Genomic DNA, 23,637 nt, shown 5'->3' with positions numbered 1-23,637 from the left:
GACCTGCCAGTATTATGAGAATAACAATGACTTATACTATTCATGGCCATATAGACCCCAAATTCCGCGCTGTTGTTGATGTCTTTGCAGAACAATTACCTGCCGCACCGCGAATGGGTGGTGCAGCATTGACAGTTTATCACCGTCAGCAAAAAGTGTTAGATATTTGGGCGGGTGTTGCCAATAAAGAAGGCAACGCATGGCAAGCGGATAGTATGAGTATTAGCTATTCAACGACTAAGGGTATTTTAAGTACCTTAGCACATATGTTGGTTGACCGAGGCATACTACAATATGACTTACCCATTGCACACTATTGGCCTGAATTTGCCCAACAAGGTAAACACAGTATTAGTTTACGTCATGTGTTAACCCATGAGGCTGGCTTGTATCATATTCGCAGTATGATTCAAGACGCCCATGAGATGTTAGATTGGCCACACATGTTAGAGGTGATGGCGCAGGCACGTCCCTTACATGCCGCGGGTGCACGTAATGGGTATCATGCGCTGACCTTTGGTTGGCTGGTTGGCGGATTGATTGAAAAAGCGACACATGCACCACTCTCAGAAACACTAGCACAACTGATTACTCAGCCCTTAAAACTCGATGGTTGTTTTATTGGCGTGCCTGATAGTGAGCTTGCCCGTTGTACTGACATCATTGGGGCGGCCCGTTATAAACCACGCACAAACACCAGCAAACCTCGTACACCGTTGCCACAACAACTGATTGATAAAAGTTTACGTTGGTCTGGTTTTAATCCTGACACCACCACCGAAGCCTTACTGCCACGTGGCATGAACAAGTTTTATTTAGACGAAGCCCGCAGCTTACAAGCCTGTATTCCTGGGGCAAACGGGGTTTTTACCGCACGCTCTTTAGCTAAAGTCTATGCGGCACTCGCAAATGATGGGGAAATCGACGGTGTACGCCTGTTATCTCCTGCACGCGTCAAAGAAATCAGTCGTGTTTATAATCGTCAACGTGGAGATGTATTTCCTATGCCCATGCACTGGCGTTTAGGTTATCACCGTGTATTTACGACATGGCCACAAACCCCGCACGCTTTTGGTCACTTTGGTTATGGCGGCTCTGGCGCGTGGGCCGACCCTTCTCGTGAGTTAGGCGTGGGTTACATTGTTAACACAGGCAGTGGCTCCCCCTTTGCGGATTTTAGATTATGGCGTATAAATACAGCTGTGATTAAAGCCGCAGGATAAAATTATGTCGCACCGTTATCAGCATTTGCCTGAGCGTGGGAATAGCTTCATGAGTGCTTTGGGTCAATGGATGTTAAAAATAACGGGTTGGAAAATTGTCGGCGATATGCCAGATATCCCCAAAGCGGTGATGATTGGCGCCCCCCATACCTCTAATCTTGATGGTTTTTTTGCGTTTGCCACTATTTTTGCCTTAGACATTAAAGTCACCGTCATGGCCAAACATTCTTTATTCAAATGGGGGTTTGGTTACTTTATGCGGTGGTTAGGTGCGATTCCCATTGACCGTCAACAAGCACATCAAGTGACACAAATCAGTATCCAAAAACTTCAACAATCAGAACGTATGTTATTGTGTTTAGCGCCAGATGGCACACGGACAAGCGCGCAAGCATGGAAAACAGGTTTTCACCGCATTGCCTATGAAGCCAATGTCCCCATTATTTTATGGGGCATTGATTTCGACAAAAAAGAAGTACAAATGTTAGGGGTTTATCAGCCAACTGCCGATATGGAATATGATATCAGCCAGATTCAGCAATACTATGTCGGTGTTAAACCACACCATCCCGAAAGACTGTCTAAACCATTGCAGGATTTAGCGCAAAGACATTAGCGGCTGCATACCTCTTAGAGGCGTTGATAACCCTCCCACGGTTGGAGAGGATTATAGGTTTTCAAGGCGCTTATACCGGCATCGATAAGGCTTGGTCAGCAACAATCACACCGTTATTGTCGGCATAGATATATTCACCATCTTGAATAGTGACCCCGCCAAAAGAAAGACTAATACCCACCTCGCCAACGCCTTTACGCACACTTTTTAAGGGCATAGCCGCTAAGGCCTGCACGCCTAAATCTAACTGTGCTAACGCGTCAACATCGCGTACACAACCGTAAATCACCACGCCTTCCCAGCCATATTTGACGGCGCTGTCGCCAATTAAATCACCCAGCAAGGCACAACGTAGAGAGCCGCCACCGTCTACGACTAACACTTTACCTTTACCGTCGGTAGCCAGTAGCTCTTTTACGCGCGAATTATCTTCAAAGCACTTAACCGTCACTACTTGTCCACCAAAGGACTGACGGCCACCAAAATTCTTAAACATTGGCGTGATAACACGTACCGTAGGATACGCATCACATAAATCGGGGGTTACATAATGGCTCACGTTTAACGTCCTCTTAACTATGCCGACATCATCTCATCATAATAATAAAAATGGGGATTATCGCTGGTAGGGGGTTGCTGTGCGATTGATACCATCGCATTGGCCACAACTGCGCCCTGAATAGGTTGAATTGCTCGCAATCCACCACGTAAAAAAGGGCTGATTAATGGAAACAGATTAGCTGCCAAATTTTCCCCTAAGCGATTTTCTGCGCGCTCACCTAATAACAACGACGGCCTAAAAATACTTAAACGGGTAAACTTTAAGGCACTAATATCTTTTTCCAATAAGCCTTTAACACGACTATAAAATACTAAGGATTTAGGAAAGGCCCCTAAGGCTGAAATCAGTAAAAAATGCTGACAGCCATTTTGCTTCAGAGTGTGTGCAAACTCAAAATTATAGGTGTAGTCCACTTTATGAAATGCGGCTTTAGTGCCTGCTTGTTTAATGGTCGTACCCAAACAACAAAAGGCATCATCTGCATGAATATGCTTGAGCTCTTCAGCCAAATGGTCAAAATCAATAACCATATTTTTTAGTTTAGGATGACTGATAGACATTGAGCGACGACTCAGCGCAATGACGTGCTGATAAGCCGTTGACTCTAAAAGTAATGCTAATACTTGTTTGCCTACCATCCCTGTGGCACCAATAATAATTGCGGTTTTTCCGCTCATAACTCGCCCCAGTTTGTTGCAATCGCTACTGCTTAACTCACACCGCTTTGATTGACTAATGCAGCTCAATACAAAGACAGCGGCCTCCACCGTCGAATTATGCCTACTCAAGCAAAATTAGCAAACGGTTGATAGCAGCAAAATGCAGGCTTTTGCAGAATTTTATGATAAGCGTATGTAAACAAGAAGCCGTTAAACCCACTATCCAAGCAAGCATTTGCTTGGTATTATCCTGCCACCTTTAGAAAAGCAGATGAATGTCAGCATGGGATATCCCTACATTCAGATTTATCGTCCATCATCAAATCAGAAATAACGCTGTGTGATATCTGTCAATCAAGCAGAGCAGCGTATTACCACTTATACAGGTGTTACCATGAGCTATACAGGCATGAATTTTGGCTTAGACCCCACCTATATCCAATTACGCGATATGGTTTATAAATTTGCTCAAGAAGAAATTGCACCACGTGCCGCCGATATTGATAAATCTAATGAGTTTCCCATGGACTTGTGGCGTAAATTTGGTGATTTAGGCTTGTTAGGTATGACGGTGAGCGAAGAATATGGTGGTGTGAATATGGGCTATTTAGCGCATGTCTTAGCCATCGAAGAAATCTCCCGCGCTTCTGCCTCTGTTGGTCTATCTTATGGTGCGCATTCTAACTTATGTGTCAATCAAATTTATCGTAATGGGAATGCCGAGCAACGTGCCAAATACTTACCCAAACTGATTAGCGGCGAACATATTGGCGCCTTAGCCATGAGCGAAACGACGGCGGGTTCGGATGTCGTCAGTATGAAATTACGTGCCGACAAAGTAGACGGTGGCTTTTTGCTCAATGGCCATAAAATGTGGATTACCAATGGGCCTGATGCACATACTTATGTCATTTATGCCAAAACAGATTTAATGGGTACTCCCTCTAAAGGGATGACCGCATTCATTGTTGAGCGAGACTGGCAAGGTTTTAGCCGTTCGCCCAAACTCGATAAATTAGGCATGCGTGGTTCTAACACCTGCGAGTTAGTATTTACTGACTGTTTTGTACCCGATAGCAATATTTTAGGAGTTGTTGGTGGCGGTGCTAAAGTTTTAATGAGCGGTTTAGACTATGAGCGTATTGTCTTAGCGGCAGGCCCAGTTGGTGTTATGCAGGCCTGTTTAGACATCACGATTCCTTATATCCACGAGCGTAAACAATTTGGCCAATCAATTGGTGAATTTCAGTTAATTCAAGGCAAAGTGGCAGATATGTATACCAAGCTCAATGCCTCCCGTGCTTATTTATATGCTGTTGCCCAAGCCTGTGACCGTGGTGAGACTGCACGTAAAGATGCAGCCGCTACCATTTTATATTGCGCTGAAAATGCCACACAAACGGCTTTAGACGCGATACAAATTTTGGGCGGCAATGGTTATATCAACGACTATGCCACAGGTCGTTTATTACGAGACGCAAAATTATATGAGATTGGTGCAGGGACGTCGGAAATTCGCCGTATGTTAATTGGCCGTGAATTATTTAACGAAACACGCTAAACATATCAAGGCAACGATGCGCTAAGGGTTAGGATATCTAATCATCCCCTTCTTGACCAAGCGTGAGGGAGTGAACGCATAGGGCTTAGGCTTTTAGACCGCCTAAGTTCTAAGCAGAATGATACACATTTCTTCATATATACCTGAGTATTTTTTAGGTTTTTTAGTAAACTCTCTATTTTTAGGGAGTGTATAATATACGAGGCGATTTTATGCCCATTTTGCATAGCCAAGTGAATACGCATAGTGCGAGTTTTTTAGAAAACACCCTTGCCTTACGTCAGCAATTAGCTGAATTAAATCACGTATTATTAACCATAGAACAAGGCGGCGGTGAAGCGGCGGTCGCTCGCCATAAAAGTCGAGGCAAACTCACTGCACGTGAACGTATTTTGAGTTTATTAGATACAGGCTCTCCTTTTTTAGAATTATCGCCACTCGCCGCTTATCAAGTTTATGGCAAAGAAGATGTCCCAGCCGCAGGGTTGGTGGCAGGTATTGGCCGTGTAGGTGGGATTGAATGTGTGATTGCCGCTAATGATGCTACCGTCAAAGGTGGTTCTTATTACCCTTTAACCGTCAAAAAACATCTACGTGCACAAACAATTGCCCAAGAGAATCATTTACCCTGTATTTATTTAGTCGACTCAGGCGGTGCTAATCTGCCTAGACAAGATGAAGTATTTCCCGACGAACGCCATTTTGGACGGATTTTTTTCAATCAAGCGAATATGTCAGCACGCAATATTCCTCAAATTGCGGTGGTGATGGGCTCTTGTACAGCGGGCGGTGCTTATGTGCCATCCATGGCAGATGAAGCGATTATTGTTAAAAATCAAGGCACCATTTTTTTAGCTGGCCCTCCCTTAGTCAAAGCTGCTACAGGTGAAATTGTGAGTGCCGAAGACTTAGGTGGTGCCGACCTACATTGTCGTACCTCGGGCGTGACTGACCAATTAGCCGACAATGATACCCATGCCCTCGCCCTCGCTCGGGCAGCGATTAGTCGATTAAATCGACGTAAACAGATTCAACTTGCCGTGCAAACACCACGGCCACCGCGTTATGCTGCCGAAGAAATTTACGGCATTATTCCCAAAGATACACGTCAACCCTTTGATGTCCGTGAAATTATTGCCCGTTTAGTCGACGACTCAGCATTTGATGAATTCAAACCCTTGTATGGCAATACCTTAGTTTGCGGCTTTGCGCATTGGTGGGGGTATCCTGTAGGGATTGTTGCGAATAATGGTATTTTATTTGGTGAGTCTGCACAAAAAGGTGCGCATTTTATTGAGTTATGCTGTCAACGTAATATCCCATTGGTATTTTTACAAAATATCACGGGATTTATGGTGGGCAAAAAATACGAAGAAGGCGGCATTGCCAAACACGGTGCCAAAATGGTGACTGCTGTTGCGTGCGCCAAAGTGCCTAAATTTACGGTCATTATTGGTGGCTCTTACGGCGCAGGGAATTATGGCATGTGTGGCCGCGCCTATAGCCCACGCTTTTTATTTAGCTGGCCAAATTCACGTATTGCCGTCATGGGGGGAGAACAAGCCGCCAGCGTATTAACGGACGTCCAAAAAGCAGCCAATGCCAAACGAGGTATTCATTGGTCAGCCGAAGAAGAAGCTGCGTTTAAGCAACCTTACCTAGAAAAATATCAACGCGAATCACATCCTTTTTATGCCAGCGCACGACTCTGGGACGATGGCATTATTGACCCCGCACACACACGTGATGTGTTAGGCTTATGTATTTCGGCCAGCTTAAACGCACCAAGCGAACAGACACAATTTGGCGTTTTCAGGATGTAACTTATGCTCACTCATCACTGTGATAATCGAGGTGTAGTGACCCTATGCCTTAATCGTCCTGAATTACATAATGCGTTTGATGACAACTTAATTGCCCAATTAAATACCATCATTCGTCATTATGCTATCCAAACCGACGTACGGCTACTCGTGCTTAAAGCAACAGGTAAAAGTTTTTCCGCAGGCGCAGACTTGAATTGGATGAAACGTGTTGCCACATACAGTCCCGAAGAAAATAAACACGACGCCGAGCAGTTGGCAGAATTGATGTCGAGTTTATATCACTTTCCCTGCCCTACCTTAGCCATTGTGCAAGGTGCTGCGTTAGGAGGCGGTGTCGGGCTAGTCAGTTGTTGTGACTTAGCTATCGCCAGCGATAAAGCCAGTTTTGCACTGTCAGAGGTCAAATTAGGCCTAGTCCCTGCGGTGATTAGTCCTTATGTCATGGCCGCTATTGGTCATCGACAAGCACAGCGTTATTTTTTAACAGGCGAACGTTTTAACACAGAGACTGCCTATCGTTTGGGTTTAGTCCAGTATATGTGCACGTCTGACGCACTCGACGCCGAAAGTGAACAAATTATTCAACATTTACTGCTCAATTCACCACAGGCGTTGTCAGCCTGTAAGCGTTTAATACAACGGGTACACCCAACTCTAGATGCAGACTTACGCGACTATACCACGACATTGATTGCAGACTTGCGTGCCAGCACCGAAGGTAAAGAAGGCCTCAGTGCATTTTTGGCAAAACGCCCTGCGGGATGGATTAAATGATTACTAAGCTACTCATCGCAAATCGCGGCGAAATTGCCTGCCGCATTATCAAAACAGCACGTCGTTTAGGCATAAAAACCGTGGCCGTTTACTCTACCGCAGACGCCAACGCTCTGCATGTACAATTAGCCGATGAAGCCTATTGTATTGGTAATCCGCCTAGCCGTGAATCTTATCTATGTGCCGATAAAATGATTGCCACAGCACTGCGTAGTGGCGCACAAGCGATTCATCCAGGCTATGGATTTTTATCTGAAAATGCCGATTTTTCCGCCGCAGTCAGTGCCGCAGGCTTAATTTTTGTCGGCCCTTCTGCAGAGTCAATTGCGGCGATGGGTGGCAAATCTCAGGCTAAAGCCCTGATGCAACAAGCTGGTGTCCCACTGATACCTGGTTATCATGGTGAAGACCAAGCCTTAGACACCTTAAAAACACAAGCCTTGGCAATTGGTTTACCGGTCTTACTCAAAGCCTCTGCTGGTGGTGGTGGCAAAGGGATGCGCGCTGTACATCAAGCCCATGAGCTAGAGGAGGCGATTGCTGCCGCTCAACGTGAGGGCTTAAACAGTTTTGGTGATAGTCGCCTACTCATCGAAAAACTCTTAGTCAAACCGCGTCATGTCGAAGTACAAATCTTGGCAGACAAATATGGGCATTGCATTTATTTGTTCGACCGTGATTGTTCATTACAACGCCGCCATCAGAAAGTGGTTGAAGAAGCCCCTGCCCCCAACTTACCCGCATCGCTACGGCAAGCGATGGGTGAAGCAGCCGTACAAGCCGCAAAAGCCATTGCTTATAGTAATGCAGGAACGATTGAGTTTTTAGTGGCGAATGAACAATTCTATTTTATGGAGATGAACACCCGCCTACAGGTCGAACATCCCGTTACCGAATTTATTAGTGGCTTAGATTTGGTAGAGTGGCAACTCAAGATTGCTAACGGTGAAACCTTAACCTTGGAGCAAACACAATTACAGGCACAGGGACATGCCATTGAAGTACGCTTATATGCCGAAGACCCTACGCATGATTTTCTCCCTGTGATTGGTCGACTGACAGAATTTGACTTTCCACAACAACACACATGGCAACGTATTGACACAGGTTTTCAAGCGGGTGATGACATTTCCCCCTATTATGATCCCATGCTCGCCAAGGTCATTGCGTGGGGTGAAAATCGTACCACAGCTATCGCACGTTTATTACAAACTCTAAACGACATGCGCGTGACAGGTTTACGGCATAATTTAGGTTATTTACAAAAAGTAATTGCTCATCCTGATTTTGCAGCCTGTGATTTGGGAACAGACTTTTTAATAGGCAGACATACCGAATTAATTAGTCAAGATTCACGTCATCAACAACAGGCCTTATTGGTTGCGGCTGCTTTTTATTATCAACGTCAACGCCAGCAACAACAAAGCTCAAACACGAACGACCAATTTTCGCCGTGGCAGCAACTCGAAGGATGGCGTAGTTTTGGCCGTCGTGATAGCCAGTTGACACTAATAATCAATGAGGAATCCCACAGCCTTAGCCTCACTGCTACTGCAAGGCATCATTATCAAGCGAGACTTAACGACCAAGATATTGATTTTATCTGTTTTACAGAAAATCAAAACTGGATATACCAAGATAAAGAGCAGCGTTTAAGTTTTAAGGTTTGTTTCGATGCACATGGCCTACAACTACGCCATGAGCGTATGGTTTGGCAATGCCAATTTCAAGAACCCTATTTGCATCGTGCAAATAAGCAAGATGCCCATCAAGGCTATCGTGCGCCCATGACAGGCCGTATTACTGCCGTCTTAGTGACCGCAGGCCAAGCCGTCAAACAAGGTGATACCTTAGTGGTTATGGAGGCAATGAAAATGGAGCACCGCATCACCGCGCAATCTGACTTTACCATTACAGAAGTCTGGGTGGCAACAGGTACGTTAGTACAAGATGGGCAAGTTCTAATAGAATGAGACGCATCTGTTATATCTTTGCTTTGTCTGTCGTATTTGCTTTGAGTCTATTAGCCTCTTCATCGCAATCTGTATTAGAGCTTCACAACGGAATACTTTTTTCTATAATACAGTTGGACTCAATACAACATACAAACGCTAAGGGACTCAATTAGCGTTAGCCACGATAAGAACGGCGTATTTTACGCCGTCTTTTTTAGCCTCCACCTAATTTTTTAATGACACCACAGGCCATCCGCGCTGCACCACCCCCTAAAGGCATTGGATGGTCGGCATGATTATCACCCCCCGCATGAATCATGATTGAACGTCCAACGACATCAGCCAATTTAAGTCGTGGCGCTAGTACGGGTTGCGTCGCTTTGCCATTCGCATCCACAAACAATGCGGGTAAATCTCCTAAGTGCCCCTCTCCCCACGGTGTATCATGCTTTTTAGTACCTTTGGGGTCTAAATGACCGCCCGCAGCCAGTGCGGGAGTCATTTTTCCGTCTTTTTCTTTAGCATCACAACTGGGGTTTTCATGAATATGAAAACCATGTAAACCTGCGGGCAAGCCCGTTAAATTCGGCGTTAGTACCAAGCCATAGGCTGAATCTGCAGCATTGATTTGGCCAATACTTACACCCACGCCTTTCTCATCCACCATATTCATGGGAATAATAATGTCGGCATAACTGTGTGTTGCACAACACAATACAGCGAGTAACGATAGGACTTTCATAAGATTTCCTTTTTTTCTTGGTGAAGATATACCATTGGGCTAAAGCATGGCATTAATGATATGAAAATGGTCTTCAAATAAATACTCTGGGGTTAGTTCGGATAGAGGCAACCAAAAGGCAGATTTCGCATCGTCCCCCCCTTTGACATATGGCAAAGCCACATCGGGAGCGAACTCAAACATAAAGGCATGGGTAATCGTACGGCCACGAGCAGAACGGTTTGGCTCATCAAATACCCGTTGCGCTTTAAGTGCGCCATATAATACCGTTTCAGGGACGCCTAATTGTGTTTCTTCTTGTAGCTCACGTACACAGGCCGCAATGAGCGTTTCTTGTGCATCGACAAAGCCCCCTGGTAAAGCAAATAAACCTTTGCCTGGTCTGGTCTTACGTTCAACTAGCAAAATGTGTCCTGCTTGTAATACGACGGCATCAACAGTGACAAAGGTCGGGGCATACGGTGCAACTGACCACGCTTGTTTATATTGTTCAATAAAGGCGGCTTCTGCTGCTAGGTCTTGATAAACAGGCTGTTGCTTAAAACGTTGCAAAACCTGCTGTGTGGCCAAAGGTAATAAGGTATTGTCGAGTGTCTTGCCTAATAAATAGGCATCTCGTAAGGGGGTTGCCGACAAAGACTGAAAGTTTTCCACATCCACACTGTGCCATTGTGGAAATAAGCGTAAATAATAAGAGCTGTGGTCTTTTTGGTGACCAATCAAACCTATTTTCAGTTGCCCCCCGTCAGATTGACGACTCACAACCGTTTGTACCGCTTCTTGTACTGTTTTTACCCATAAAGCATCATTATATAAACAATCATCTAAAGGATAACAATGCACACGCGCTGCCTGTTCTGCGGCTAATGAAGATAAAATCATCTCACTACGCTCAGACACAGTAAACGGATTACGCGTATTACGCGGTTGACGGGCAGACCCAATCAGCATAATCACCTGTTGGCTTTGTGCCAGCGCCTGCGCCAATACCTGTGCATGACCGATATGAAAAGGCTGAAAACGGCCAATAAAAACAAGAAAGTCAAACACAATAGCAAGCTCCTGAGGAAAAAACACGGTCGTCTCGCCCATAGATTACCACGGGGCTTTTTGATAAAAACTCACATAACACTCGCCATCTAAACAAATCATCGGGTCTCGATTTTTGGGGTGATTTTTGAGTTCAACACGGTACTCCGTGACTTGACCTGTATCAGAACGTGCAGTCATTGTATGATTATTGAGTGACCACTGGCCGCTATCTTGATGCTGCGTATGGGTACCGCCCCACATGCCACCCCCATAAGCCTCTGTGCTACTTTCATCTTGATAGCTATAACGACCATTCGCCTCTAATACAAAACAACGACTACTTGTACTGCCGCCGCCTGTATTTGCCGAGAAAGCACTCAGCCAGCACCATTTACCTACTAAATGCGTTTGCTTTGTGCCAGTCGTGTTTTTCTGAATAGCTTGCGTCTTTTTGCTGCGTACCAAGACCATCGGTACAGTCAAATCTCCACCTTGTAGGCTTAATTTACCCTGCTGTAATTGATAATAGTAGCTACTCAGCCCTGCCGACGTTTCTACCCATAAGACATTAGCTTGCGTCGCATAACGAATCTGTTGCTGATTAAGCAGCCCCGTACCATCGGCATCTAGTTGTAGTGTCAGTGTTTCACCCTGCCATTGTGTCGTCCAATAACCGACTAAACTGTCAGCATGGACTATAGCCGATACCCATAAAGACACACTCAAATAGACAGCGCGCATACGCTACTCCTTGCGTTTTTTATATAGCAGACAGCCTTAAACTCACTGAACAACGTCATGATTTAGGCGCTATTGACAGCACCTGAACTTTAGCGATTATTTAATGACGTCAACCCAACACCTCAGCACCAAATACCTTGTTATAAGTAATGCCAGTCAGTTAAAAATTTTTTATTGGTTTCGACTCACTTCGGCTGCGCTCAGTGACCACCGCTCAACCAACGAAAAATGCCCCCTGAGCGAAGTCGCGGGGGTATTTTTCCCTTAACTGACTGGCATTACCGTTATAAGGGTATTTTTCCTGTCAGCATGTCTTTATACATTACCCAATCTCCCATAAAGCTATACAAGGGATGACTAAAGGTGGCAGGTTTATTGTGTTCAAAGAAAAAATGCCCCACCCATGCACAACCATAACCCGCCACTACCCCTGCGGCTAAATAGCGTTTTTTTCCTGTCACTAAGGTTGCCCCTAAACCTAATAGACCGAAGCTACTACCCACAAAATGTAAACGGCGACAGGTTTGATTTTCGTGCTGACTAAGATAAAAAGGATAAAACTCTTCAAAACTGGCAAAACTGAGCGGTGTTTGCTCATCGTTGGTGGGGCTTGGTACGGCATTTTCATGTAGGGGAATAATGGTTTGTGCTGTCATAATTAGCTTTCCTTATAAAGATACATAGCGTGGTCAAAGGGTATAGTCGGCGTAAACGACTCTGTCAATCATAATTTACAACGATAGACCAATCTGTCTGCCATACGACAAAGTCTTCGTTGAGAGCACGCAAGACAAATTTCTAGCTGCGTACAGACTTCAAGCAAAAGCACCATAAGACAGGCGGATTTATAAGAAGATTTTTGTATTATGTCCACAATTCCGCTAGCATAGCGGAATATTTACCCTTGGTTTTTGACTGTGATGATGCGTTCTTTCACACTACTTTTCTTCATTTGTTTATTAAGTGCTTGTGGCCAAAAAGGCGGTCTGTATTTGCCTGCTAAAAATCCACCCGCCACACCCATTGCTCCTCATTCACAGCCCTAATATTGAGCCTCGAACATGACGTTTTTTAGCTATCAACACGGCCGTTTATGTGCCGAAAACTCCGATTTAAGCCAACTTGCCCATCAATATGGTACGCCTTTATATGTCTATTCGCGTGCTGCCTTAGAAGCACATTACCGTGCCTTTGATGAGGCGTTTTCGGGTGTGGCGCATCAAGTGTGTTATGCGGTCAAAGCTAACTCTAATCTCGCTGTATTAAATGTTTTAGCGCGTTTGGGTGCAGGTTTTGACATTGTTTCAGGTGGGGAGTTAGCGCGGGTGCTCGCGGCTGGCGGTGATGCAAGCAAGGTGGTATTTTCGGGTTTAGGCAAACAAGATGCTGAAATTGCCACCGCCCTTGAGGCAGGTATCGCCTGTTTTAACGTCGAATCTGCGGCTGAATTAGAGCGTATCCATCGCGTTGCCGTCAGTCTGGGCAAACAAGCGCCCGTTTCTTTACGGGTCAATCCTGATGTTGATGCGCAAACGCATCCTTATATTTCGACAGGACTCAAAGAAAACAAATTTGGTATTGCCATTGATGAAGCCCTCGCAGTTTATCAACATGCTGCCAGCTTAAGTGGTCTCAACGTGATTGGCATTGACTGTCATATCGGCTCTCAACTGACGAGCACTACTCCCTTTGCCGATGCACTCGACCGCGTCTTGGCCATGATTGATACCTTAGCACAACACGGTATTGTTATTGAGCATTTAGATATTGGGGGTGGCTTAGGTGTACGTTATCGTGATGAAACACCGCCTACACCTGCCGAATATGCCCAAGCACTCTTGGGTAAATTACAAGGTCGTACACTGACCGTTTATTTAGAGCCTGGCCGCGCCATTGCAGCGAATGCGGGGATTTTATTGACCAAAGTAGAGTTTTTGAAACCAACGAACTATAAAAACTTCGCGATTATTGATGCCGCCATGAACGATTTAATTCGCCCTTCGTTATATGGGGCATGGATGGACATTATTCCCGTACAACCCCATACAGATATCGATAAACAACGCTATGATGTGGTAGGTGCTGTCTGTGAAACGGGCGACTTTTTAGGAAAAGACCGCGATTTAGCCCTTCGCGCAGGCGACTTATTGGCTGTTTGTGGCGCAGGCGCCTATGGCTTTGTCATGAGCTCCAATTACAACACACGCGGTCGAGCAGCAGAAATTATGGTAGATGGCGATAAATCTTATGTGATTCGCCGACGCGAAACGATTGCTGACTTATTAGCCCTTGAATCTGTGTTGCCTTAACGTCAACTATAGAGTACAAGTGATTGTTTCTAAGCGTATGATTAAACACTGTCATAGAGTCATTGCATTGATGGCCATCACGCCATACTGACTCTATGCATCACAGTCCTTAACAACGCGCGCCAAACGAATTATAAGAGAGAATGATTATGCGTCTGGAATTTACCAAGATGCATGGCCTTGGCAATGATTTTGTGGTGATTGACTGTATTAGCCAACGTGCTCGTTTAGACACTCATCAAATCAAACAAATTGCTGACCGCCATTTTGGTGTCGGCTTTGACCAATTACTGTTGGTTGAAGCTCCCACACGTCCCGATGTCGACTTCCGCTATCGTATTTTTAATGCCGATGGTTCTGAAGTTCAGCAATGTGGTAACGGCGCTCGCTGTTTTGCCCGTTTTGTCCGTGACCGTAAATTAAGTCGCAAAACAAAACTGATTGTCGAAACAGCCAGCGGTATAATTGAGCTAAATATCGCGCCCAACGGTTGGGTCAGAGTCAACATGGGAGTCCCTCGTCTTGAACCTAACGACATTCCGTTTATTGCTTCCGCACGCGCGCTTACCTATCCTTTAGACGTGAGCGACCATATTATTGAGATTAGCGCGGTCAGCATGGGAAATCCGCATGCCGTGATTTTAGTCGATAATGTCAATACCGCCCCTGTCAGAGAATGGGGACGTATCATTGAAAATCATCCGCGTTTTCCTGAGCGTGTCAATGTCGGCTTTTTAGAGATTATCGACCGTCAACGTGCAAAATTGCGTGTCTTTGAACGTGGTTCAGGCGAAACGTTAGCCTGTGGCACAGGCACATGTGCTGCCGTCGTCGCGGGTATTCAACAAGGCTTATTGGATGAACGTGTGCGTGTACAATTACGTGGTGGCGAGCTGGATATTCGCTGGCAAGGCGAAGGTCATCCTGTGTGGATGACAGGGCCTACCGCACGCGTATTTGACGGAGTATTGCGCTTGTATGAATGGCAATAAGGCACTTGTGCATTTTGAACACGACCTTGACACATGGCTCGACCTACTAGCAAGTCAGCGTTATGTCTCCGAACATACCTTACTCGCCTATCAGCGTGATATGCACAAACTGGCACAATTTTTGTGCCAGCAAGGTTGTGAAGACTGGGCAGAACTAGACCAAGACCGACTCACCCAATTTATTGGCCCTCTGTTATCGACTAACTCGTTAGCAAAAACCAGTGTACAACGTCTACTCTCGGCGATGCGTGGTTTTTATGACTGGTTGGGGCAACAAGGTAAAGTCAGTTACAACCCTGCCAAAGCCTTTCGTATCAAACGTCCACACCGTGACCTACCCACCGTCATGGACGTAGACCTTATTCACCAATTACTCGACCACTCGCCTGCACCCGAATCTGCCCATGCGGCAACATTATGGCAACGCGATAAAGCGATTATGGAGCTACTGTATTCCAGTGGCTTACGGGTCTCCGAATTGAGTCATTGTGGCTTAAATGACATCGACATACGTGCAGGCCTGATTACCGTCATCGGCAAAGGCAACAAAACACGTGTCATTCCTGTTGGCCGCAAGGCAATTGCCGCAATTAAACAATGGTTGAGCCTACGCCCAGACTTTCTTAAAGCTGACAGTGGCAACTATTTATTTCTCAATGAACGGGGTGGACGTTTTACCGAGCGGGGCATACAACAAGCCTTAACGTACCATAGCCAGCGTTTAGGCTTGCCTCAACACTTACATCCGCATTTATTCCGTCACTGTTTTGCCTCACATCTGTTAGAATCTAGCCAAGACTTGCGAGCTGTGCAGGAGTTGTTGGGTCATGCCAACATAAGCACGACTCAGATTTATACGCATTTGGATTATCAGCATCTGGCGCAAGTGTATGACAAAGCACACCCCAGAGCGAAAAAATGATTAAACTATTGACCTTTGACTTAGACAATACCTTATGGTCAGTTGACCCTATTATTGCGCGTGCCGAAAACGCCATGATGGAATGGATTTATCAAAATCAACCTGCGTTACGTTTCAAAGTCAGCATCGTTCAATTTGAACAATACAAACAAAAAATTTCTTCCGAAAACCCTGATATTCGCCACGACCTCACACAACTACGCCTCAAAACACTGAAACAGGTGTTAGATGGTCATGTTCAAGGGGATGTGAATGAGATTGTCAAAAAAGCCTATGAAGTTTTTCAGCAACAACGCAATATTGTGCAATATTTTCCTTATGTGTTGGAAACACTCGAAGAATTAGCCCCTAAATATAAAATGTATGCACTCAGCAATGGCAATGCCGATGTTCATAAAGTGGGCATTGGTCATTTATTTGAACATCATTTATCTGCTGCCAGCGTGGGCTTTGCCAAACCTCATCCTGCCATGTTTCAGCAAGCGCTCAGTCATGCCCAAGCCGACGCACACCAAGCTATTCATATTGGCGACCATCCTGTTCAAGATATTCAAGCTGCACAGGATATTGGGATGAAAACTATTTGGGTCAACTGGTTAAACCAAGTATGGCCGTTAAAAATACAGCCCGATGCGATTGTGACCAATTTTGAAGAATTACCCCAAGCGATTGCTCTGTTAGATAAACATAAGGAACATCACTAATGCACATTTGGGTAGATGCCGATGCCTGCCCCATCGTCGTCAAAGATATCTTATTCCGTGCCGTTGACCGCTTGAAAGTGCCATTGACGTTAGTGGCGAATCAACATATTCGTGTTCCTGCCTCGCCTTATATTCGCTCGATACAAGTGCCTGCGGGCTTTGATGTCGCCGATAACTGGATTGTTCAACAAGCACAACGCGGTGACTTAGTGATTACTGCCGATATTCCCCTTGCCGCAGCAGTCGTCAATAATGGGGTTTATGCCTTAAATCCACGCGGTGAGTTTTATACCCCCGAAACCATTGGCAATCGTCTGACTATGCGGAACTTGATGACCGAACTACGCGACAGTGGCCAAGTACAGAGTTTTACCGCTGCCTATAGTGCCAAAGATAAAACCGCATTTGCCAATCAGCTCGACCGCTTTTTAACCAAACATTTACCCAAATAATCGTTTCAAAGCAAATACTTGGCAATCACAATTAAGGTTAAGGCATAGTATAAACGCGGTAGCCATGTATAAAAACTGTCGGTTAGCAAACGTAAATACTGAGCCTCTGTCGCTAAATAGTGTTGGACATGACTTTCTAAACGACCACTATATTCACCAATCGACCAAATTTGTTTTAGTGCAGGATGAAGAATTAGTTCCGACTTAGTCAGTGCTAGCGTCAGGCTTTTCCCTTCCTCCAACAAGCTAAGTGCTTTTCTAACATGTATTCTATAAGTTGGTGACTCGATTACACCCTGTAATTGTTTAATCGCTTGTTGGGCATCTATACCCGCACTTAATTGCTGAATCAACAAACTACAAAAATAATATTCATAATAACGGGCTAAGGTTTTACTCAGATACAGTAGCCTACTACGCCATAACCATGCCATCACCGCTAAGTGGTCTGTGCTTAATACGCGAAATAATAGCCGTGTTGCCATAACCACACAAACCGCCACCAACAACTGCATAACTAAGGATTGACCATAAAATAAAGCCAGCACTACACTCACCGCTAAGGCAATGAGCATGACGGTTTGTGATAATACGAGTTGTGCTTTGAGTCGTTGTGTTCGTTGCTGTGCTTGTTCTTGCTCATTTGCCAACGTTATTAACGATTGTGGCAATTTACCTGCTAACTCTGCTAGCAAGAGCTGTTGGCCTTGGTAAGGATTAAAGAGATGACTTTGTTGGCATGCTTGTACAAAACTTGCGCCTTGTTGCAGCAAAGACTGACAGTACACTAAGCGTTTGCTTAGCCGATTATCTGTCCTGTTTTGCTGAATTAATTGTTCAAGTGTTTGGAGTGGACTCAGGCCAGAGCTTAATAAAGTCGCAATAATGCGATATTGGTGGACGTCAATCATGTGATATCAACGCGGGTCTGCGATTTGTTACGACGACAGCGTTCTGAGCAATACTTAACCTCATCCCATTTATCCACCCATTTTTTACGTCATGTAAAAGCATGCAAACACACTGGACATTGTTTAGAAGGCAAGTCTGTTTTGTCAATCATTAAACCCAATTTTCAACCACTCTCACCAAGCTGGCTACACGTTGTGTGGGAATGGGCAAGACGCCATAATAACTTTCTGGAATATGGACATTTGTCTTAGCAAAACCGAGCTCTTTAAAGCCTTCAATAATCGCTTGTTCATTCTTAAAGTGTAGACTGACATGGCTTTTAGTGGCCTTTGACAAGCCATAGACAAAACCATTGATGAGCTTTGTCATCGGATGCCACGGGAAATTAGGATATAAATCAGTCACATACCCTGCTTGTGGAAATTTTTTTAAGGCTTGCGCTAGGTTTTGCCAAAAAATACTAATGGTGGCTAAATCAAAATAGTTAATTAAGCCTTCGGTGATGACTAAGGTCTTGCGCTGAGGGTCTAATTGTTTAGCGAAAACAACCGCCAAGGCATCAGCACTATCCTCGGCTAAAATATTGATTGATGCCACACGATGATGTTCATTTAATAAACCATGTTCAGTGAGTAAGCGTTGCTTATGCGCCAACATGGCAGGTAAGTCCGCTTCTATATAATGCAAATCTGGGTATTGCTGACGGAAACGCACACCCCGTGGTGACATACCACAGGCTATTTCCACAATTTGACTCACGCCTTGTTCTTCTATCGCTTTTTTAACCACATAATCAATCATATGATGGCGTTGTAATAAGGTTGTTTGTGTCGAAAAACCCATCACGGTTTTAGCGATCTTTTCGATAGGTTGCCCCAAATAAAACAAGGTTTTTCCTGTATTCGTCTTAAAAATATCCGAAGACAAACCATGTTGCCGCCATACTTCACCTGTATAGTAAGCAGTAAAACTAATACTTGAGCTATCAATATCGGTCATTATATTTTCCTAATCAATCAACGTACTCACGAAGAGATACCATACTTGTGAGAGAAACTAACGCAAATAGACTTAAAAACCCATATCATTAGGGGACTGTCTCAGGTCAGCATGGCCTCAAATGACCTGTTATACGTACACCTTAGGTATTAATACCGACCAATAAATCTAAACGATTAGGCATGACACGTAGAGAACGAATCTCAAATTGATTCGCCAATTTTAATAACATATCTTCACTGTCTAACAGGAGAGAGAGACCTGGTATAACAGAGAGGTCTGTAAGACTTAGTAATTTTTCGACAATCCAAGAACGATTTTGCAACAGCTCAATCAATAAGTTTTTATGTAATGCCACACGCCACAAATAGGGGCCTTCTTGACTAAAACCATCAACACGGCTGAGAAAGAAACTCACAGGGTCAACTTTTTCAGGTAAACGTTTCAATACGAATGATGTCGTGCGTGCTGCACGGCGTAAGGCAAAATTAGTTAAACTTCGGGCTTGGCGGAGCTGGGTATCTATGTTGGTATTAACGTGCCGCAACATTAAAAATTGCTCTTGATGCGAAACCTTACACTCCAATACATCAAAGTATAAACTCAAGGTACAAATCAAACGCTGATAGTGGCCATCCAAGCTGACAATCAAACGGTCTCGTTCACAATCGACTTTAATAAAGTCAATATAATCATGGCTTTCTATCATCTTTCTCAACTGTTTATTGAGCTGAGATTCACTGACGGCAATCGTTAAGGTTGTTTTACTGAAATAGTTTTGCGCCATTTGTAAGGCTGCTTCTTGTGCCAACTGACTTGCCGCTTTGGCAGTATCACTGGCCAGTTGCGCTGTCATTTTAGCGCCACCACCTGCTAATTGAACCAAGGTTTGAGCACTGTCTGCGGTAAACTGTAAGGTATTACGTGCCGTATCGCTGGCCGCATCGACAACCGATTTGGCGGTATCCTGCGCCATGTCAACCAAGTCTTCAGCCACTTCTAAGGCTTTGTTAGCCGCACTTAAGGTTTTGTTTAGTAATTTTTTTCTGATTTTTTTTGGTTGTTCGCTCATATCAACCTCATGTTTCATGGCTATTCGATCATTTAACATAGCAAATCAATACGATACTGTCAGTAACAACCCTTAATTTAATCTAGGTATTTACAACACAAGGCGACTCATCAAAAACGATAAGCCGCCCAATGACATAAAATTTGAGAGTGCTATCGCCCTATAGCAATAAATTCACCATCTCTAAACGTTTATTGTCAGTCTGATTGGCGGTTGACTCCGTCTTTGCGTTGGTTTTTAAACTGACAAAATCAAACAGTTCTCTATCGGCTAATTGGGATGGCGCAACATTTTGAATGGCCGTAAAAATACTTTCTAAACGACCAGGATATTTTTTACCCCAGTCGCGCAGCATGTCATTAATCATGGCACGTTGTAGATTTTCTTGTGACCCACACAAATTACACGGAATAATGGGAAAGGCTTTATAACGTGCATATTCGATAATGTCTTTTTCTTCACAATACGCTAAAGGACGAATCAGGATATTTTCACCGTCATCTGACAACAGTTTAGGCGGCATCGCTTTTAATTTGCCACCGTGAAATAAATTCAAAAACAAGGTTGCCATGATATCATCACGATGATGACCTAAAGCGACTTTTGTTGCCCCAATTTCTTTAGCAAAACCGTATAAACTTCCACGACGCAAGCGCGAACAAACCGCACAATAGGTTTTCCCTTCAGGCGTTAATTCTTTAACAATACTATACGTATCTTTTTCGAGAATAAAATGGGGAATACCGCGTGCTGTCAAATAATTAGGGAGCACATCTTCGGGAAAGTTAGGCTGCTTTTGGTCTAAATTGACGGCCACAATATCAAATTTAATAGGAGCACTCATCTGTAAACTGAGCAGAATATCGAGCATGGTATAACTGTCTTTACCGCCCGACAAACAGACCATGATTTTATCGCCGTCTTCAATCATGTTGTAATCGGCAATCGCCTGCCCTGTTAAACGGCGTAAGCGTTTTTGTAGTTTATTAAACTCTGTTCGGCTTTTAGGGTCTGCCACTAAAGACTCGTCTACAGGAGCAGGCTTGGCATGTGGCAAGGCATCAGGAGCAAAAATTTCAACAGTCATGGCAACAAAATCAAAGGAAAAATAAAACATTATTTTACCTGAATTAGCCGCTATTGAACATTTGAGCCTAAAGGCGACTCCTACTTATTTTGTATGCGACCATATAAAAAAGGCGGACTCAGTCCGCCTTCACTAGGTCAATTCATTTAGATAGGCACGCAGATAAAACTGACTTTGTTTACGACAGAAGTAATCATCACCGCCTGTCCTGTGGCATTAAAAATAATTTGTATGCCGTGTGAAGCATCAGCATTTTGAGCAAATGCTTGTGCTGCATTGCTAGACACTTGCGCGGTGTCCCCCGCCCCGTTATCAAACTCTGCAATCGCTATTTTACCGTCACTCTCTGCACGTACGGTTGCACCATTTTTAGTAATAGCACAGGCTTTATTATTGGCCGCATTACGCCAGCTATAACTAAAGTCGGCTAATACACCTGCACCACAGTTTGTACCGACTGAATTAGTCGCCACAGTACAGGCACTTAATTGGATGGGACTTGTAGGCGCGGTAGTCACGGGATGAATCAATGCACCATTACGAATAGTCAAGTTTTGAGTTGTACCATTTTGAGCAGTCAGAACCACATTAGTAAAGGTAAATTGCTTAAAATTAGCGCTACTAATCGCGGTTGAACCACCACAATTGCCTGTACCATTACCAATACCACAGGCAAAGGAGTATTTATTATTTTCTAACTCTACAGAGGTGATTGCATTATTTGTCAGGGTAATTTTGATATTGGCATCGGCATTGACAAAGGTGTAGATGTCAGGACTCGTGATAGCAATAGAACTTTGTCTCGTAAAACTACAGAAATCTGCTGGCGCATTGATAAAACCTAATTTATCGTCTGTCCCCTCAGAATTACACAGCGTTGTCGTGGATTGTTTTTTACCAAAATACACACCCGATGAACCTGTAAAATCTAAACCCTCAGTACTATACTCGACTGGGTTAGTATTCGTTTTGAAGAAATTAATCTCACCGCCATTAAACAAGCCTAAATAAGATGTGCCATTGGTTAAGGGTTGTGCACTACCACAAATTTCGGTCAGATTTTTGCTTTGTCCATTTAAGGTGATTTGTGCTGAAGTATCATTGGCACTGAGGCTTAAGGTTTTTGCTGAACCATTCAAATCCACCGCATAACTGCCTGCAAACTCCTTGAGTACACTAAAGGCAGCAAAGGGTAAGCCTTTATTTGAGCAATTGGGTGCAACCACAGGTGTACCAATAATGACCTCATTTGCCTTAAAGGTTAATGTTTTTGCTGTCGCCGTTTTGGCCACAAACACGCCTAAACATTGACCTTGATTGTTGGTGACTTTCCAAGGGTGCGTCAAGAACGTGGGTTGAATGGTATAGGTTTGTCCATTGGCCAAGTTGCGGCTATAGTTTTGTAAGGCCCCCGTAAAGTTAATCCAATCCACATTCATCGGACTACCCGTTTGATTGACAAAACTGATATTCAACTGATTATTATTGGTGCCAGATTTTAGTTTAGCCGCCTCGTTACAGGCATATTCTTCTACACCATCCTCGACACGAATAGGTACAGCTGGTGTGTTATCGGTTGGCTGCTCGACGTTCACACGGTCAAACCAATAGTTAAATTGTGCGGCTGTTGCAAAGTTGAGTAGCTGGCTGTAAACCGTTGTTACCCAATTAACCCATGCCGTTAGAAAATTAGTGCTATAAAAATCCAAAGCCACTTGATTCACTTTGGCATCAAACGTGCCATCGCTAAAGTCTTGGGCGAGCGCTTTAGCCATATCGAAAGCAGGTGTGGTACTGGTGCTATTCATGCGTTTTGCTTGCTGCGCCAGCGTTGCCAAATACGCCGCATAAGCACGACGTTGTTGGTCTAAGGCACTATTAATCAGTTTTGCCAGCTCATTTTGACCAATCACTTCTGGTGCTTCGCTAATATTAAAATTGAGTTTGAGTTGGTCTTTAACCGCATTATTAGCCGCGTTGATATTTTGACTAATTAAACCACCTGTCGCTTGTTCGGCTTGTTTGACAGCGGCTTCTGTTAATGCGGTAACGGCTAGATTCGCGTTTTGGGTGACGACGGCTGCAGAGCGCAAAATGGGTTTGTTGGCATCCGCCACGGGTACGGTAATGGTAGAAATCTGATTATTGAGTGCTTCATCAATATAATCCACTTTACCTGCTAATGTGGGTAAAACAGCCGCGACTACGGGTTGCGCCAAGGCACTGATGGGTACCGTAAATTTTGCAACCCCATTATCGGCAGGCGTGAGTGTTTTAGCGGGGGCAAGGTCTTGACCATTCACATTACGTAAAATAACTCGTGCATTGACAATTTTGCCCAATGAAGGCGTCACGGTAATCGTCGTGGTCGTGACCGTAGATGTTGTTTTAGGACTTGCACCTGCATCATTATTATCATTACAGGCAACCAGACCTAACGACGAGGCTAAAATGGCAACGGCTAATAACTTGGGTTGCAACATGAGACGCGCTCCTT

General features: G+C 44.4%; 23 protein-coding genes and 1 pseudogene. 12 read left to right on the top strand and 12 right to left on the bottom strand.

The window, feature by feature from the left end:
* Positions 1-26: 26 nt before the first annotated feature.
* Together C8N29_RS11820 and C8N29_RS11815 are read left to right on the top strand one after the other, a co-directional pair.
* Positions 27-1,223 (top strand): serine hydrolase domain-containing protein, encoded by a 1,197-nt coding sequence (locus tag C8N29_RS11820; protein WP_170106974.1) that lies wholly within the window; start codon positions 27-29, stop codon positions 1,221-1,223.
* A 4-nt stretch (positions 1,224-1,227) separates the two neighbouring features.
* Positions 1,228-1,839 (top strand): lysophospholipid acyltransferase family protein, encoded by a 612-nt coding sequence (locus tag C8N29_RS11815; protein WP_107866270.1) that lies wholly within the window; start codon positions 1,228-1,230, stop codon positions 1,837-1,839.
* Between the two features lie 70 nt (positions 1,840-1,909).
* On the opposite strand, the gene rraA is transcribed toward C8N29_RS11815, so the two are convergent.
* Together rraA and C8N29_RS11805 are read right to left on the bottom strand one after the other, a co-directional pair.
* Complete coding sequence (gene rraA / locus C8N29_RS11810) at positions 1,910-2,398, bottom strand: ribonuclease E activity regulator RraA (protein ID WP_107866269.1); 489 nt, start codon at positions 2,396-2,398, stop codon at positions 1,910-1,912.
* Positions 2,399-2,415: 17 nt separating this feature from the next.
* Positions 2,416-3,078, bottom strand: coding sequence for an oxidoreductase (locus C8N29_RS11805; RefSeq protein ID WP_107866268.1), 663 nt, complete (start codon positions 3,076-3,078; stop codon positions 2,416-2,418).
* A gap of 376 nt (positions 3,079-3,454) precedes the next feature.
* On the opposite strand from C8N29_RS11805, the gene C8N29_RS11800 reads away from it, so the two are divergent.
* From C8N29_RS11800 to C8N29_RS11785, 4 genes are all read left to right on the top strand, one after another.
* Positions 3,455-4,621: an isovaleryl-CoA dehydrogenase gene (locus C8N29_RS11800; RefSeq protein WP_107866345.1), complete on the top strand. Its 1,167-nt coding sequence runs from the start codon at positions 3,455-3,457 to the stop codon at positions 4,619-4,621.
* Between the two features lie 212 nt (positions 4,622-4,833).
* The gene (locus tag C8N29_RS11795; RefSeq protein WP_107866267.1) at positions 4,834-6,444 is read left to right on the top strand and encodes a carboxyl transferase domain-containing protein; all 1,611 of its coding nucleotides are present in this window, start codon (positions 4,834-4,836) and stop codon (positions 6,442-6,444) included.
* Positions 6,445-6,447: 3 nt separating this feature from the next.
* Positions 6,448-7,221, top strand: coding sequence for an enoyl-CoA hydratase-related protein (locus C8N29_RS11790; protein WP_107866266.1), 774 nt, complete (start codon positions 6,448-6,450; stop codon positions 7,219-7,221).
* Positions 7,218-9,194: an acetyl/propionyl/methylcrotonyl-CoA carboxylase subunit alpha gene (locus C8N29_RS11785; protein ID WP_107866265.1), complete on the top strand. Its 1,977-nt coding sequence runs from the start codon at positions 7,218-7,220 to the stop codon at positions 9,192-9,194. Before C8N29_RS11790 ends, C8N29_RS11785 begins: the two co-directional genes overlap by 4 nt.
* A 196-nt stretch (positions 9,195-9,390) precedes the next feature.
* On the opposite strand, the gene sodC is transcribed toward C8N29_RS11785, so the two are convergent.
* The 4 genes from sodC to C8N29_RS11765 form a co-directional block, all read right to left on the bottom strand.
* Complete coding sequence (sodC, locus tag C8N29_RS11780; RefSeq protein ID WP_107866264.1) at positions 9,391-9,918, bottom strand: superoxide dismutase family protein; 528 nt, start codon at positions 9,916-9,918, stop codon at positions 9,391-9,393.
* Positions 9,919-9,957: 39 nt separating this feature from the next.
* The gene (locus C8N29_RS11775; protein WP_239987136.1) at positions 9,958-10,968 is read right to left on the bottom strand and encodes a bifunctional nicotinamide-nucleotide adenylyltransferase/Nudix hydroxylase; all 1,011 of its coding nucleotides are present in this window, start codon (positions 10,966-10,968) and stop codon (positions 9,958-9,960) included.
* A 45-nt stretch (positions 10,969-11,013) separates the two neighbouring features.
* Positions 11,014-11,691 carry a hypothetical protein gene (locus C8N29_RS11770; RefSeq protein WP_107866262.1) on the bottom strand — a complete coding sequence of 226 codons (678 nt, stop codon included), beginning with the start codon at positions 11,689-11,691 and terminating at the stop codon, positions 11,014-11,016.
* A gap of 284 nt (positions 11,692-11,975) precedes the next feature.
* Complete coding sequence (locus tag C8N29_RS11765) at positions 11,976-12,347, bottom strand: Mpo1-like protein (protein WP_107866261.1); 372 nt, start codon at positions 12,345-12,347, stop codon at positions 11,976-11,978.
* A 264-nt stretch (positions 12,348-12,611) separates the two neighbouring features.
* On the opposite strand from C8N29_RS11765, the gene lptM reads away from it, so the two are divergent.
* The 6 genes from lptM (at position 12,612) to C8N29_RS11735 (ending at position 17,070) form a co-directional block, all read left to right on the top strand.
* Positions 12,612-12,737, top strand: a complete 126-nt coding sequence (gene lptM / locus C8N29_RS11760) for an LPS translocon maturation chaperone LptM (RefSeq protein ID WP_107866260.1) — start codon at positions 12,612-12,614, stop codon at positions 12,735-12,737.
* 15 nt (positions 12,738-12,752) lie between these two features.
* On the top strand, positions 12,753-14,000 hold the full coding sequence (lysA, locus tag C8N29_RS11755; RefSeq protein ID WP_107866259.1) for a diaminopimelate decarboxylase: 1,248 nt from the start codon (positions 12,753-12,755) through the stop codon (positions 13,998-14,000).
* A 149-nt stretch (positions 14,001-14,149) separates the two neighbouring features.
* On the top strand, positions 14,150-14,992 hold the full coding sequence (dapF, locus tag C8N29_RS11750) for a diaminopimelate epimerase (protein ID WP_107866258.1): 843 nt from the start codon (positions 14,150-14,152) through the stop codon (positions 14,990-14,992).
* Positions 14,979-15,914 (top strand): tyrosine recombinase XerC, encoded by a 936-nt coding sequence (locus C8N29_RS11745; protein ID WP_107866257.1) that lies wholly within the window; start codon positions 14,979-14,981, stop codon positions 15,912-15,914. The genes dapF and C8N29_RS11745 overlap by 14 nt, the downstream gene beginning before the upstream one ends.
* Entirely contained in the window at positions 15,911-16,618 is a 708-nt protein-coding gene (locus tag C8N29_RS11740; RefSeq protein WP_107866256.1) for an HAD family hydrolase, read from the top strand. Before C8N29_RS11745 ends, C8N29_RS11740 begins: the two co-directional genes overlap by 4 nt.
* Positions 16,618-17,070, top strand: a complete 453-nt coding sequence (locus C8N29_RS11735; RefSeq protein ID WP_107866255.1) for a YaiI/YqxD family protein — start codon at positions 16,618-16,620, stop codon at positions 17,068-17,070. Before C8N29_RS11740 ends, C8N29_RS11735 begins: the two co-directional genes overlap by 1 nt.
* A gap of 5 nt (positions 17,071-17,075) precedes the next feature.
* Here the strand turns inward: C8N29_RS11735 and C8N29_RS11730 are convergent, their stop codons facing one another.
* The 6 genes and pseudogenes from C8N29_RS11730 to C8N29_RS11705 form a co-directional block, all read right to left on the bottom strand.
* Positions 17,076-17,981 carry a type II secretion system F family protein gene (locus C8N29_RS11730; protein WP_107866254.1) on the bottom strand — a complete coding sequence of 302 codons (906 nt, stop codon included), beginning with the start codon at positions 17,979-17,981 and terminating at the stop codon, positions 17,076-17,078.
* A pseudogene (locus C8N29_RS17195) lies at positions 17,978-18,067 on the bottom strand (DUF2256 domain-containing protein); the annotation flags it as partial. The pseudogene C8N29_RS17195 and the gene C8N29_RS11730, both read right to left, overlap by 4 nt.
* A 65-nt stretch (positions 18,068-18,132) precedes the next feature.
* Positions 18,133-18,981 carry a class I SAM-dependent methyltransferase gene (locus tag C8N29_RS11720; protein ID WP_107866253.1) on the bottom strand — a complete coding sequence of 283 codons (849 nt, stop codon included), beginning with the start codon at positions 18,979-18,981 and terminating at the stop codon, positions 18,133-18,135.
* A gap of 142 nt (positions 18,982-19,123) precedes the next feature.
* The gene (locus C8N29_RS11715) at positions 19,124-20,053 is read right to left on the bottom strand and encodes a hypothetical protein (RefSeq protein ID WP_107866252.1); all 930 of its coding nucleotides are present in this window, start codon (positions 20,051-20,053) and stop codon (positions 19,124-19,126) included.
* A gap of 160 nt (positions 20,054-20,213) precedes the next feature.
* Positions 20,214-21,140, bottom strand: a complete 927-nt coding sequence (ttcA, locus tag C8N29_RS11710) for a tRNA 2-thiocytidine(32) synthetase TtcA (RefSeq protein WP_107866344.1) — start codon at positions 21,138-21,140, stop codon at positions 20,214-20,216.
* A 146-nt stretch (positions 21,141-21,286) separates the two neighbouring features.
* Complete coding sequence (locus C8N29_RS11705; RefSeq protein ID WP_107866251.1) at positions 21,287-23,623, bottom strand: hypothetical protein; 2,337 nt, start codon at positions 23,621-23,623, stop codon at positions 21,287-21,289.
* Positions 23,624-23,637 lie beyond the last annotated feature (14 nt).

Origin of the sequence: Agitococcus lubricus (genome assembly GCF_003051055.1) — a bacterium.
In the GTDB taxonomy this organism is placed as follows: domain Bacteria; phylum Pseudomonadota; class Gammaproteobacteria; order Pseudomonadales; family Moraxellaceae; genus Agitococcus; species Agitococcus lubricus.
Note: the sequence above shows the minus strand (reverse complement) of the source record. Positions and strands in the feature narration are given on the sequence as shown.